This window comes from Micromonospora rhizosphaerae (genome assembly GCF_900091465.1).
Classification (GTDB): domain Bacteria; phylum Actinomycetota; class Actinomycetes; order Mycobacteriales; family Micromonosporaceae; genus Micromonospora; species Micromonospora rhizosphaerae.
Genome location: NZ_FMHV01000002.1, coordinates 3,753,741 through 3,766,655, shown reverse-complemented (window position 1 = coordinate 3,766,655; position 12,915 = coordinate 3,753,741). Strand labels below are relative to the sequence as shown.

The 12,915-nt window shown below is 73.9% G+C and carries 10 protein-coding genes; 6 read left to right on the top strand and 4 right to left on the bottom strand.

All coding sequences use genetic code 11. The annotated features are described in order from the left end of the window. The first annotated feature begins 71 nt into the window (after positions 1–71). Positions 72–1,385 carry an aminotransferase-like domain-containing protein gene (locus GA0070624_RS17710; RefSeq protein ID WP_091342544.1) on the top strand — a complete coding sequence of 438 codons (1,314 nt, stop codon included), beginning with the start codon at positions 72–74 and terminating at the stop codon, positions 1,383–1,385. A 127-nt stretch (positions 1,386–1,512) separates the two neighbouring features. Next, a complete protein-coding gene (locus tag GA0070624_RS17705; RefSeq protein WP_091342542.1) occupies positions 1,513–3,621 on the top strand; it encodes a molybdopterin-containing oxidoreductase family protein in 2,109 nt (702 codons plus the stop codon). A gap of 472 nt (positions 3,622–4,093) precedes the next feature. Here GA0070624_RS17705 and GA0070624_RS17700 read toward each other — a convergent pair whose 3' ends face one another. The 3 genes from GA0070624_RS17700 to GA0070624_RS17690 are packed head-to-tail and all read right to left on the bottom strand — an operon-like array spanning position 4,094 to position 7,295. Further along, positions 4,094–5,434 carry an MGH1-like glycoside hydrolase domain-containing protein gene (locus GA0070624_RS17700; protein ID WP_091342541.1) on the bottom strand — a complete coding sequence of 447 codons (1,341 nt, stop codon included), beginning with the start codon at positions 5,432–5,434 and terminating at the stop codon, positions 4,094–4,096. Continuing rightward, entirely contained in the window at positions 5,431–6,249 is an 819-nt protein-coding gene (locus tag GA0070624_RS17695) for a sugar phosphate isomerase/epimerase family protein (protein WP_091342539.1), read from the bottom strand. Before GA0070624_RS17695 ends, GA0070624_RS17700 begins: the two co-directional genes overlap by 4 nt. Positions 6,250–6,254: 5 nt before the next feature. Beyond that, the gene (locus GA0070624_RS17690; RefSeq protein WP_091342537.1) at positions 6,255–7,295 is read right to left on the bottom strand and encodes a zinc-dependent alcohol dehydrogenase; all 1,041 of its coding nucleotides are present in this window, start codon (positions 7,293–7,295) and stop codon (positions 6,255–6,257) included. Between the two features lie 123 nt (positions 7,296–7,418). Here GA0070624_RS17690 and GA0070624_RS17685 point away from each other — a divergent pair, with 123 nt between their 5' ends. The 4 genes from GA0070624_RS17685 to GA0070624_RS17670 all read left to right on the top strand — a co-directional run bounded on the left by GA0070624_RS17685 (position 7,419) and on the right by GA0070624_RS17670 (position 11,390). Further along, positions 7,419–8,813 carry an ABC transporter substrate-binding protein gene (locus GA0070624_RS17685; protein ID WP_091342535.1) on the top strand — a complete coding sequence of 465 codons (1,395 nt, stop codon included), beginning with the start codon at positions 7,419–7,421 and terminating at the stop codon, positions 8,811–8,813. Next, positions 8,810–9,769 (top strand): carbohydrate ABC transporter permease, encoded by a 960-nt coding sequence (locus GA0070624_RS17680; protein ID WP_091342533.1) that lies wholly within the window; start codon positions 8,810–8,812, stop codon positions 9,767–9,769. Before GA0070624_RS17685 ends, GA0070624_RS17680 begins: the two co-directional genes overlap by 4 nt. After that, positions 9,769–10,635 carry a carbohydrate ABC transporter permease gene (locus GA0070624_RS17675; RefSeq protein WP_091342532.1) on the top strand — a complete coding sequence of 289 codons (867 nt, stop codon included), beginning with the start codon at positions 9,769–9,771 and terminating at the stop codon, positions 10,633–10,635. The genes GA0070624_RS17680 and GA0070624_RS17675 overlap by 1 nt, the downstream gene beginning before the upstream one ends. Before the next feature lie 149 nt (positions 10,636–10,784). Further along, entirely contained in the window at positions 10,785–11,390 is a 606-nt protein-coding gene (locus GA0070624_RS17670; RefSeq protein ID WP_091342530.1) for a class I SAM-dependent methyltransferase, read from the top strand. 12 nt (positions 11,391–11,402) lie between these two features. On the opposite strand, the gene eccB is transcribed toward GA0070624_RS17670, so the two are convergent. Beyond that, complete coding sequence (gene eccB / locus GA0070624_RS17665; RefSeq protein ID WP_091342528.1) at positions 11,403–12,794, bottom strand: type VII secretion protein EccB; 1,392 nt, start codon at positions 12,792–12,794, stop codon at positions 11,403–11,405. Positions 12,795–12,915: the final 121 nt, after the last annotated feature.

Below are 12,915 nucleotides of genomic sequence, written 5' to 3'. Positions count from 1 at the left end.
AAGCCGGCAGGCCGGATTGTCACGGTGACAATCCGACGGCGGCCACGCGGCGCGGGGACTAGATTGTCACGGTGACAATCTGGGAGCCCGCGCGGCTGTCCGGGGCCGGGCCCCGCTATCTGGCGCTCGCCGACGCGATCGGCGCGGAGATCGCCGCCGGCCGGCTCGCCCCCGGCGACCGGCTTCCGGCGCAGCGGGACCTGGCCCGTCAACTGGGGGTCACGGTCGCCACCGTCGGCCGCGCCTACCAGGTCGCCGCCCGGCGCGGGCTGCTCACCGGCGAGGTCGGCCGGGGTACCTTCGTCGCCCCGGCGCCGGCCGCACCCCTGCCCGCGACGGAACCGGTGCTCGACGTGGCCGCCGTGCATCCACCCGGGCACGGGCAGGTGCACCGGGCGGTGGCGCCGATCCTGCACCGGATCGCCGCCGACCCGCTCGCGGTCGGGGCCGAGGACGCGGACGCGGTGCGGCATCGCATCGCCGGCGCCCGCTGGAGCGCCCACGCGGGCTGGCACCCAGCCTCCGAGTCGGTCGAGGTGACCGCCGGCGGGCAGCATGCCCTCGCCGCCGCGCTGGCCGCCCTGGCCGAGCCCCGGCACGTGGTGATCACCACCGAGCTGACCAATCCCGGCCTGCTCGCCGCCGCCCGGGTGCTGCGGGTCGAGCTGGCCACCGTGCCGAGCGACGCCGCCGGGGCCCGGCCCGACGCGATCGACCGGCTTTGCGCCCGGCGCCGGGTGGCCGCGCTGCACCTGCACCCCAACCTGCACAACCCGACCGGCCTCACCATGCCGGCCGAGCGCCGCCGGGAGATCGCCGCCGTCGCGGCCGCCCACGAACTGCCGGTGATCGAGGAGGACCCGTTCGGCGCGCTGCTGCCCGACCGGCCGCCGCCCGTCGCGGCATGGCATCCCCGGACCGTCTATCTGACCGGCATCACCAAGACCCTCGCGCCGGGACTGCGGATCGGCTACCGGTACGCCCCGGCGGCGCTCGCCGAGCCGCTGCGGGCGGCCGCCCGGGCGCTCGCCTGGGCGCCCGCGCCGCTGGTCGCCGAGGTGGCCACCCAGCTCGTGCTGAGCGGCGCCGCCCATCAGCTCGCCGCGGTCCGCTCCGCCGAACTGGCCGGGCGGGCCGCGCTCGCCCGCGACCTGCTCGGCGACCGGGTGGCCGTGCCCGGCCCGGCGCCCTTCGCCTGGGTGCGGCTGGACCACGACGCTGACGCGATCGCCGCGCTCGCCCGTCGCCGGGGCGTCGCGGTGGCCGGCACCGACGAGTTCGCCGCCCGGCGCGGGGCCGCGCCCGGGCTGCGGGTCAGCCTCAGCGCCGACGACGAGACGGTACGCACCGCGCTGCGCACCCTGGCCCGGCTGCTGCCAGCCTGACCGGAGGCGGCGTCAGCGCAGCGTGTCCTCGGCCCGGAGGTGGTCGGAGATGAGCTGGTCCACGCTGGTCTCCAGGACCACCGCCGCCCCTGACCCTGCCGCCCGGCCGGGCGGTAGCATCCGTCGCATGTCCCGCGCCACCCATCTCGGCGCCTGCCCGCTGGACTGCCCCGACACCTGCACCTGGCAGCTCACGGTGGAGGACGGCCGGGCGGTCGCGCTGCGCGGCGACCGTGACCACCCGTTCACCCGGGGCGCGCTCTGCGGCAAGGTCAACCGCTACCTGGACGCGGTCAACGGGCCCGACCGGCTGACCCAGCCGATGGTGCGAACCGGGCCGAAGGGCGTCGGACCGGTCTCCTACCGACCGGCCAGCTGGGACGAGGCGGTCGGGCGGGTGGCGGCCGGGCTGCGTGCGACGATCGACCGGGACGGCCCCGGGGCGATCCTTCCCTACTACTTCGCCGGCACGATGGGACACGTGCAGGGCTGGAGCATGGGTCCCCGCCTCTTCGCGCACCTCGGCTCGTCCCGGCTGCAGACCACGATCTGCACCGCCGCGGCACGGGCGGCGCTGCACTCGGTCTACGGCGGGTCGGTCGGCTTCGAGCCGGAGTCCATCGTGGACGCCCGACTGATCGTGCTCTGGGGCGCCAACCTGCTCTCGACGAATCTGCACCAGTGGCCGTTCGTGCAGGAGGCCCGCCAGCGGGGCGCGTACGTCGTCACCATCGACCCGCTGCGGACGGACACCGCGGCCCGCAGCGACGAGCACGTCGCTCCGCTGCCCGGCACCGACGCCGCCCTGGCGCTCGGGCTGATGCGGCAGGTGCTCGACGCGGGCGGGGCCGACCGGGCGTGGCTGGCGGCGCACACCGTGGGTTGGCCGGAGCTGGAGGCCCGGCTCGGCGAGTGGCCGGTGGAACGAGCCGCGGCCGAGTGCGGCCTGGACGTCGAGGTGGTACGCCGGCTCGGCGAGCGGATCGCCCGCACCCGTCCCACCGCCATCCGCGTCGGGCTCGGTCTGCAACGTCACCACGGCGCCGGCCAGGCCATCCGGGCGATCTGCGCGCTGCCGCTGGTCACCGGCGACTTCCGGTACCCGGGCGGCGGCGCCCTCTGCATGACCGGCGGGCACCACCCGGTGAACGAGGCCGCGGTGGTCCGGCCGCCCGACATGCCGGCGCCACCGGCCCGGTCGGTCAACATGAGCCGGCTCGCGGCGGTGCTCACCGGCGAGGCGGATCCGCCCGTGACGTCGCTGGTCGTCTTCAACGCCAACCCGGCGGCCACCGCGCCCGACCAGACCCGGGTGCACGCGGGCCTGCGACGCGACGACCTGTTCACCGTCGTGCTCGAGCAGCGCTGGACGGACACCTGCGACTTCGCGGACGTCGTGCTGCCGGCCACCATGCAGCCCGAGCACCTCGACCTGCACTCCTCCTACGGCCACCACTACACGACGCTCAACCTGCCGGTGACCCGGGCGCCCGGCGAGGCGCTGCCGAACACGGAGATCTTCCGGCGGATCGCGGCCGCGCTGGGCCTCGACCATCCCCGGCTGCGGGACAGCGACGAGGACCTGGCCCGGCAGCTGCTCCGGGACGCGCCGGTCAGCTTCGAGGAGCTGCGCGAGCGGACGTACGCACGGACCACCGGGGTGGCGGTCGGCTCCGCCCCGTACGCCGACGGGGCCTTCCCCACGCCGGACGGCCGCGCCCGGCTGCTCGACCCGAGGCTCGCCCGGCACAGCGTCGACCCACTGGTGGGCTACACACCACCGGTGGAGGCCGCCGACCCGGACCTGGCCCGACGCTTCCCGCTGGTGCTGATCGCCCCGGCCGGCCGGTTCCTCATGAACTCCACCTTCGCCTCGCTGCCTTGGCACGCCGGCCGGATGGGGCCGCCGCGGGTACACCTGCACCCGGACGACGCGGCGGCCCGCGGCCTGGCGGACGGCGACGCCGTCCGGGTGCACAATGACCGCGGCTCCTTCCTGGCGGCGGTCGCCGTGGACGACGCGACCCGTCTCGGGCTGGCGTTCACGTACAAGGCGTACTGGGCGCGGCTGAGCCCCGGTCGGTCCACGGTCAACGCCGTCACCGCGGTACGCGACACCGACCTGGGCGGCGGCCCGACCTTCCACGACACCCGCGTCGAGGTCGAGCCGGCGCCGGCCGAGCTGCTGCAAGTGGATCGTCCACAGGAAGCTGCCGCGGAATCGTCTACGGCATGACGCCGACAGCACCCGACGGCACATCCCGATCAGCCGCCTTTGGAGTTGCCCGCACCAACGGGGCACCGTCCGCCACGGTGCCGACGCAAACGAACTCGGGCGGGCGCGGGTGGGCGCACAGACGGAGCAGCTCCAAAGCAGCGACGCAAACACTTGGGTCGGGGACGGACCAGGCCGACACTGCACGTCCAGCCGCCGGCAGGAGCGCCCGACCCGCGCGGCCCGGGCGGGCCGCGTGGATCATCCAACCCGCCGCCCGTCGCGGAGGCCGTGCTGGCCGTCCCGGCGGCCGCCGTCAGCCGGCGCAGCAACCGCCGGCCTGATCGCTCCCGATGACGTCGAGGGCGATGAGCATGGTAGCGGCGGCGCGCAGGCCGCCGGAAACGCCGGTGGCAAGGCCCCGCGGCGCCGCGGGCGGGCAGGGCGTCGGAGGTCGGGGGCACCCGGACCCGCCCTCCGTCACTCTGTCTGCTCACCCCTCGGCGAGGGCGTCGAGCAGCAGGGACGCGGTCCAGCTGAACGCCGGCGAGCCCAGCCCCGCCCCGGTGTCCGGGTGGAAGTACTCGTGGCAGCCGCTCCGGGCGACCAGCTCCAGCATCGACTCCCGCAGTCCGGCGGCCAGGGCGGGGCGGTGGTGGGTGAGCAGGCCCCGCCAGAGCAGCCAGTTGGTGTTCATCCAGCTCGGGCCGCGCCAGTAGCGCAGCGGCTCGAAGTCCGGCGCGGTCCGGTCGTGACTGGGCAGCGGACGGTTCATCCGAGGCGACAGGCCGAACCGCGGCGAGCGCGCCTCGGTCAGCACCGCCTCGACCTGTCGAGTGGGCAGGTCCGGCAGGATCAGCGGCATCAGTCCGAGCACCGTCCGCGCCGGGATCAGCCGGCCGCTGCGCAGGTCGCGCGGGTGGAAGGTGCCGGTGACCGGGTCGTACAGCCGGTCGACCAGGGCCTCGGTGATCCGGACCGCCCGGTCCCGGTGCGGCCCCGGGTCGGCGCCGATCAGCGCCGCGATCCGGGCCAGCGCGTGCTCGGCTGCGCCGAGCGCCGCGTTGACCAGCGGACACTCCACCAGGAAGGGGTGCCGACCGGCCAGCCCGTCGTCGGAGTAGCGCCGCTGCCGGTAGGAGGCCACGATCGCGAGGTAGCGCGCGTAGTCCAGGTCCGTGGGGCGGTGCGCGGCGTCGGCGTGCGCGGTGTCGTGCCGGCGGTACGCCCGCATCACGGCGGCGTCGGCGGGCAACCCGGCCATCGGAGCGTCCCAGGCCGGGCTGTTGTCCAACCCGGACTCCCACGGGTGCACGATGCAGGCCAGCCCTGCGCCGCCCACGTCCCGCCGGCCGGTCAGGTACCGCTGCTGGGCGACCAGCCGCGGATAGAGCCAGCGCAGCGCGCGCACCGACGCCTCGGAGGGCGCGCGGCGGTGCACCAGCCAGGCGGCCGGGGCGTGCACCGGCGGCTGGATCAGGCCGGAGGTGGCCGCGGTCGGCGCGCCGTCGGCGCGGACGCAGTCCCAGAACTCCGGCCCCGGGAAGTACGACCCGACCCGCAGCGCCGGGTTGAACACGATGTGCGGCACGCGCCCGTCGGCCCACTGGGCGGCGAACAGGGTACGCAGCTCCTGCCAGGCCCGGTCGGGGCGGACGTGGGCCAGCCCGACGGCGATGAACGCCGAGTCCCAGCTCCACTGGTGCGGGTAGAGCGTGCGGGACGGCACGGTGTGGCCGTGCTCCCAGTTGCCGTCGAGGGTGGCGATCGCCAGCCGGCGCAGCTCGGCGAGGCTCGGCGGACCGGCACGCAGGCCGGCCGGGCGGGCGGTCATGCCGCTACCTGTCGAGGCTGGGCATGCCGCAGCACCGTGGCGGCCTGCTGCAGGGCGCGGACCCTGTCGCCGCGCAGCCGGCACTCCAGGGCCAGCCACCCCCGGTAGTCGAGGTCGTGCAGCGTACGCAGCAGCGCCGGCCAGTTCAGGTGCCCGGCCCCGGGCTGGTACCGGTTGGAGTCACTGACCTGCACGTGCCCGAGGTACGGCGCGGCGGCGCGGAGCGCCGCGTGCACGTCGTCCTCCTCGATGTTCATGTGGAAGGTGTCCGCGACCACCCGCACCGAGGGCAGTCCCACCGCCGCGCAGAGCGCCACCGCATCGTCCAGCCGGTTGACCATGTGGTCCTCGTACCGGTTGAGGGGTTCCAGGAAGAGGCTGACCCCCTCGGCGCGGGCGTGCTCGCCCAGCTCGCCCAGCGCGTCGAGGAGCACCTGCCGGTCGCCGGCCGGCGAGCGGGGCGGCTCGAACGGCGGCAGCCGGCGGGAGAACATCCCCCAGGCGGCGGGAGTCATCGCGCCGATCCCGCCGATCTCGGCGATCACCGAGAGCTGGGAGCGGAGGTTTGCGACCGCGTCGCGGGAGCGGCCCGGGTCGAAGTCGCCGATGAAGTGGTCCATCTCGACGCAGACGGTGGGCATCACCACGCCGGCGTTGCGGGCCCGGCGCAGCTCGGGTAGCCGCCGGGCGAACTCGAGGTCGCCACGGCCGCGCAGCTCGACGCCGTGGTAGCCGAGGGCGAGGGCGAGGGCGAACTTCTGGGGCAGGTCAGCGCCGGGGAGCAGCTGCTCCTGGCAGGCGAGTGGGATGGTCATGAGAATCAGAACCTCAGCACGACTTGGAGGACGTCACCGTCACCTCGGTCGAGCAACGCCAGCGCGTCGGCCACCGCGCCCGCGTCGACGACGTGGCTCACCAGCGGCAGCGGGTCGACGCTGCCCTCGGCCACCAGGTCCATGAAGGTGTGGGCGACGCGGGCGCCGGTCCACCGGCCGGCCAGGCCGGGTACGGGGGTCAGCCCGGAGACCTGGGCCGCCACCAGTTGGATGCGGTTGTGGTGGAACTCCTCGCCGAGTCCCAGCCCGTGTGCGTACCCCTGGTAGAAGCCGGCGGCCACGACGCGGCCGGCGTGGGTGGTGGCGCGGATGGCCTCGTGCAGCGCCGGGTACGCCCCGGAGAGCTCCAGGCAGACGTCCGCGCCGCGACCGTCCGTGGCCTCGCGGAGCACGGCGGCGGCGGAGTCGACGACGGCGTCGACGACCCGCCGGGCACCGAGGCGCATGGCGACGTCGAGCCGCGCGGGGATCTGGTCGACCGCCACCACCCGGGCGCCGGAGAGGGTGGCCAGCCGGGTGGCGAGCAGCCCGATCACGCCCTGCCCGAAGACCCCCACCCAGTCGCCGAGGTGCAGGTCACCGGCGAGGACCGCGGTCAGCGCGATAGCGCCGGGGCGGGCGAAGACGGCGACGAGCGGGTCCAGCCCGGGGGTGAGCGGGTTGACCGCGCCGGCCGCGAGGACGGCCTCGGCCCGGTGCCCCCAGATGCCCCAGACCACCTGGCCGGGGTGCCGGTCCCTGACGTCCGGAGCGACCTCGACGACCTCGCCCACTTCCTCGTAGCCGAAGCCGACCACAGGATAGGGAGCGGCGACGGCCTGGCGCGGCACGAACATCCGGGTGGCGTCGTCCCAGTCCTTGCTGAACCGGGGATTGCTGCCGCGATAAAGGGTGAGCTCGGTGCCGGCCGAGATGCCGGAGTAACAGGTACGGACCCGGACCTGGCCCGGACCGAGGAAATCCGTGGGGCAGGGCTCGAGGGTGATCCGTCGTGGACCCGCGAGCGAGACAACCCAGTTGGCCATGTGTCACATCCGCAGGCGCGGGCTGTCAATGCTAGTGCGCGCCAGCAAAAGATCGACACATCTGTTGCCATGGATCAACTCCGGGCGTTGAATCCGGCATGTACCCCTTCGAGAGGAGTGCCAATGTCGTCAACGCCTCCGATTAGGCTGCTCGCCTCAGCCGTCATCCTGGTCGTAACCGGATTCGGGCTGGTGGCCTGCGGCAAGGACGAGTCGAAAAGTGACAGTTCACAGATAACGGTGTGGAGCCTGGAGGACGTCGCCGACCGGGTGACCGCCACCAAGGCGATCATCGCCGACTACACCGCCAAGACCGGCGTCAAGGTCAACCTGGTCACCGTCAACGAGGACCAGTTCCCCTCCCTCATCGCCTCCAGCGCCGCCGCCGGCGAGCTGCCCGACGTGGTCGGCTCGCTCTCGCTGGCCGGCGTCCAGACCCTCGCCGGCAACGATCTGCTGCACCCGGACGCCAACAAGGAGGTCGTCGACAAGCTCGGGCGGGACACCTTCTCGCCACGTGCGCTGGAGCTGACCTCCGACGGAGAAAAGCAGCTCTCCGTCCCCAGTGACGGGTGGGGGCAGCTGCTGGTCTACCGCAAGGACCTGTTCGACGCCGCCGGCCTGCCGGCGCCCGACACGTACGAGAAGATCGCCGCCGCGGCGGCCAAGCTGAACACCGGCGGCGTCGCCGGCATCACCGCGGCCACCGCCCCGGGCGACGTCTTCACCCAGCAGACCTTCGAGCACCTGGCCCTTGCCAACAACTGCCAGCTCACCGACGATTCGGGCGCCGTGAAACTGGACTCGCCCGAATGCGTTGAGGCATTCCGCTTCTACGGCGACCTGATGCGCAACCACTCCGTCAAGGGCGCGCAGGACGTGGACACCACCCGGGCCACCTACTTCGCCGGCAAGGCGGCCATGCTGATCTGGTCGCCGTTCATCCTCGACGAGCTGGCGGGGCTGCGCAACGACGCCAAGCCGACCTGCCCGCAGTGCCAGAAGGACCCGGCGTTCCTGGCGAAGAACAGCGGCTTCGTCACCGCGATCAAGGGCCCCAACGGCACCGAGCCGGCCCAGTACGGCGAGATCAGCTCCTGGGCGGTGCTCGACGGCGCCGCCGACTCCGCGAAGTCCTTCGTGGAGTACATGCTCTCCGATGGCTACCCGCGCTGGTTCGGCATGTCCCCCGAGGGGCGCTTCCCGGTCCGCAAGGGCACCAGCGACGACAAGGAGAAGTTCCTCACCGCCTGGAACACCAGCCAGGCCGGGGTGGATGCCAAGAAGCCGCTGTCGGAGGTGTACGGCGAGGACGTGCTGGCCGTGCTGCGGCAGAGCCCGGACACGTTCCAGCGCTGGGGGCTGCCGCAGGGGCAGGGCAAGCTGGTCGGCGCGATCCTTGGCGAGCTGCCCGTGCCCAAGGCGCTCGCCGACGTGGTGGCCGGGAAGTCCGACGCCGCCGCGGCCGCCGCGCGGGCGAAGAAGGACGTCGACGCGATCAAAGCGGGCGTGAATTGACCACGGCCGCGCCGGAGGCCGGCCGCTCCCCCGTCCGGGAGCGGCCCGGCCCCGGACGTCGACGCCCGCTCACCCTGCGCCGCCGCGAGTCCCGCGCGGGGCTCGCGCTGGTCGCCCCGACCCTGCTCGTCGTGCTCGCGGTGATCGGCATCCCGATCGTCTGGACGGTGGTGCTGGCCTTCCAACGGGTACGCCTGGCCACCCTGCGCAGGACCGGGCTCTTCGGTGAGTTCACCCTGGCCAACTTCGACCGGGTGCTGCACACCCCCGGGTTCGCCGAAACGCTCTGGACCACGGTGGTCTACAGCATCGGCGGCACCGTCGGCTCGATCCTGATCGGGCTGGTCGCGGCGCTGGTGGTCCGCCGGCCGTTCCGGGGCCGCACCATGGTCCGGGCGTCGATGCTGCTGCCGTACGTGGCGCCGGTGGTCGCGGTGGCCTTCGTCTGGCAGGTGATGCTCGACCCGCAACTCGGCATCGTCAACGACTGGGGGCGGCGGTTCCTCGGCTGGGACTCGTCCATCCCCTTCCTCTCCCAGGACTCGACAGCGCTCTGGACCGTCATCGCCTTCGAGGCGTGGCGCTACTTCCCGTTCGCCTTCCTGTTCCTGCTCGCCCGGCTGCAGGCCGTACCAGGTGACCTGGAGGAGGCGGCCCGGGTCGACGGGGCCACCCCGACCCAGCGCTTTCGGCACATCCTGCTGCCGCAACTGATGCCGGTGATCGCCCTGCTGGCGGTGCTGCGGTTCATCATGACCTTCAACAAGTTCGATGACGTCTACCTGCTCACCGGCGGTTCGGCCGGCACCGAGGTGGTCAGCGTCCGGGTCTACCAGTTCCTCACCGCCCGTACGGACATCGGTGCGGCGGCGGCGCAGGCGGTCGTGCTGGCCGTGGTGCTGATCGTGTTCGTCGCGATCTACCTGCGCTTCTTCACCGGCCGACGGGAGGCGTGATGGACCGGGACCGGATCGAGACGGTGAGCCTGCGCTGGCTGCGCCGGCTGGTGATCACCGCCTTCCTGCTCGTCACCGTGCTGCCCTTCTGGTACATGATGGTGCTCTCCGTGCGCCCCATCGAGCGCCTGCTGCTCGACCCCGGGTCGCTGATCGTGCCGTTCGGCGAGCTGACCGTCGCGACGTACGCCGAGGTGCTCAAGGCCGCGGAGGACGGCGGCCAGGGGTTCCTCACCTTCATCCGCAACAGCGGCCTGGTCGCGCTGGCCGCCACGCTGCTCACCCTGGTGGTCGCCATTCCCGGCGCGTACGCGGTGTCCCGGCTGCGGTTCTTCGGCCGGCGACAGGTCAACGTGCTGTTCCTGGCCGTCTACCTCTTCCCGTCGATCGTCATCGCCATCCCGCTCTTCGTGGTCTTCACCCGGGCCGGGCTGCGCGGCTCGCTGTTCGGACTGGTGCTGGTATACATCTCGCAGACCCTGCCGGTTTCGGTCTACATGCTGAAGAACTACTTCGAGACCATCCCGATCAGCCTGGAGGAGTCCGCCGCGATCGACGGCGCGGGACGGCTCGGCATCATCCGGCGGGTCAGCCTGCCCCTCGCCGCGCCGTCCATCATGGCGGTGGCCCTCTACGACTTCATGATCGCCTGGAACGAGTTCCTCTTCGCCCTGCTCTTCCTGGTCGACAAGCCCAACCGGTGGACGGTGTCGCTGGGGCTGTCGCTGCTCGCCGACGGCGTCGAGGTGCCGAAGACCGTGCTGATGGCCGGGTCGGTGATCCTCACCCTGCCCATCGTGATTCTCTTCTTCGCCAGCGAGCGGCTGCTCACCGAGGGGCTGACCAGCGGCGCGGAGAAGGGCTGAAAGTCAGTGGCCAGGCGCCGCGGTCACTCGACGGCGCCTGGCCGTCCCGCAGACGCGGCCGGTCGGTTCCGCCGGTGGGGGCGGTACATCGAGCGCAAGCCGGCGGGGTCCGTCGGCCCGGGGCGGGAAGATCCGGTTACGGTGACCCCATGAGCAAGCCGACCCGCTGGGTGACCGACACCCAACCAGGGCACTCGCAGTGGTACATCGACCGGTTCCGCCGGCTGGCCGCCGAGGGGGCGGACCTGGCCGGCGAGGCGCGGCTGCTGGACGCGATGGTGCCGCGAGGCGCCCGGATCCTGGACGCCGGCTGCGGCACCGGCCGGGTGGGTGCGGAACTGGCCGCCCGGGGTCACGCCGTGGTCGGGGTGGACGCCGACCCGGTCCTGGTGGAGGCCGCCCGGGCCGACCACCCCGGGCCGCGCTGGCTGGTCGCGGACCTCGCCGAACTGGACCTCGCGGCCCAAGGTGAGGCGGAGCCCTTCGACGCGGCGGTGGTCGCCGGCAACGTGATGGCGTTCGTCGCCCCCGGCACCGAGCGGGCGGTGCTGACCCGGATCGCCGGACACCTGCGCCCGGACGGCGTGGTGGTGGTCGGCTTCGGCACCGACCGGGGCTATCCGCTCACCGACTTCGACGCCGACGCGGTCGCCGCCGGGCTGCGGCGGGAGCACCGCTTCGCCACCTGGGACCTGCGCCCGTGGCGGGAGGACGCCGACTTCGCGGTCACCGTGCTGCGCCGCCCGGCAGACTGAGCCGAGGGACGGTCAGGCCGGGGCCGCGACGGCCCGGGCGGCGGCGGGGTCGAGCGGGCTACCGGCCGGGACCAGGCTGACCAGGCCGGCGGGCAGCCGCACCGGGCGGACGTCGGAGTAGCCGAGCATGCCGAGCACCTCGCGGCCGGCGAGCACGTACCGCCGGCCCAGGTCGGTGACGACCGAGACCGCACCGCCGAAGGCGCCCGGCGCGGCGGCGGACTCGACCACCGCGCCGCGCCCGGGCTCGACCACCACCTGGTCGGCGAGCATGCCGCCCTGATCGGCCGGTGGGACGGTCCCCGGCGCGGCGGTGAGGTCGGGCGGGGTGGCGCCCAGCCGCACATCGCGTACCCCGGTGTCGTCGCCGACCCGGGCGCAGACCGCGCCGCCGTCCACGGTCGCCAGCCGGGGCGGGCTGGCCGGCGGGGCGGTCGGCCCGGTGGGGACCAGGTCGGGCAGCTTGGGCACGGCGGCGAACCGGCCGAGCGTGATCGGTTCCGGCTCGCCCTGGCCGGTGCGGGCGAGCAGCAGGCTGGCCTGGAGCTCGGTGACGCCGGCCAGGCCGTCCCGCTCGGCCACCGCGTACTGGCGGGCGCCGCCGGAGTTCCGCACCAGGTAGACGTCGCCGATGGCGGCGCCGGCGACCCGGGCGGAGCGGTCGCCGAGGTCGCGTACCGGGGGCGGGGCCAGGTCGGCGCCGGCCGGCACCGTGTTGAGCAGCGCCGGCGCCACCGGCACGGCCCGTTCCCGGGTCGCGGCCAGCGCCGCCAGCACCCGGTCGGGGTCGCGGAGCAGGTACCGCCGGTTGTGCCAGAGCAGGTGCAGGCTGCCGTCCGGGTGCCGCAGCAGGACCCCCTGCTCGCCGAGGGGCCGGCCGCCCGTGGCGCCCGGGCCGATCAGCAGCGCGGAGCGGGGCTCGGTGCGTACCGCCTCGGTCGCGGCGACCGAGCAGACCGTCCACGGCGCGGTGGAGAGCCGGCCCGGCGCCGGCAGCGAGTCCGGCGCGTCGGCGATGCCGAGCGGCAGCCCGCGCGGCACGCCCTCGATCGAGCGCCGGGAGACCAGCACCGTCTTCGACCGGTCCGCCCCGATGATCAGCAGGGCCGAGGCGTAGTTGAGCACCGGGTGCAGCTTCTGCTCGCGGTAGACGAAGCGGGCGCCGGATTCCTTCTCCACGATCACCGCGGTCGAGTCCCGCCAGGAACTGCCGCCACCCGCGAAGAGGCCGTAGAGGGCGAACCCGCCGAGCCCGATGACCGCGACCAGCATGCTGGCCAGGCCCGCGCCGGCCAGCCGCCGGAACGGCGACTGCACCGGGTCGGTCTCCCGCATGACCAGCGCGGCCACCGCCCGCTGGACCGTGAACTGGTACGAGTGGAGCTGGTCCTGCCGCGATGGCATCGGGCCCCTTCCGTGGGTCGGTCGGGGCACAGGATAGGCGCTCCGTCGATCCCTCGCGGACCCTCCGTGGTGGTGGTGGGGATCGATTCGCCGGGCCGCACACCTCGAGGACGGGTATATC

Bases quoted from the DNA above. Each gene is read 5' to 3' on its own strand.
- GA0070624_RS17705 (WP_091342542.1), top strand. From the start codon at position 1,513: ATGTCCCGCGCCACCCATCTCGGCGCCTGCCCGCTGGACTGCCCCGAC.
- GA0070624_RS17700 (WP_091342541.1), bottom strand. From the start codon at position 5,434: ATGACCGCCCGCCCGGCCGGCCTGCGTGCCGGTCCGCCGAGCCTCGCC.
- GA0070624_RS17695 (WP_091342539.1), bottom strand. From the start codon at position 6,249: ATGACCATCCCACTCGCCTGCCAGGAGCAGCTGCTCCCCGGCGCTGAC.
- GA0070624_RS17690 (WP_091342537.1), bottom strand. From the start codon at position 7,295: ATGGCCAACTGGGTTGTCTCGCTCGCGGGTCCACGACGGATCACCCTC.
- GA0070624_RS17685 (WP_091342535.1), top strand. From the start codon at position 7,419: ATGTCGTCAACGCCTCCGATTAGGCTGCTCGCCTCAGCCGTCATCCTG.
- GA0070624_RS17675 (WP_091342532.1), top strand. From the start codon at position 9,769: ATGGACCGGGACCGGATCGAGACGGTGAGCCTGCGCTGGCTGCGCCGG.
- GA0070624_RS17670 (WP_091342530.1), top strand. From the start codon at position 10,785: ATGAGCAAGCCGACCCGCTGGGTGACCGACACCCAACCAGGGCACTCG.
- eccB (WP_091342528.1), bottom strand. From the start codon at position 12,794: ATGCCATCGCGGCAGGACCAGCTCCACTCGTACCAGTTCACGGTCCAG.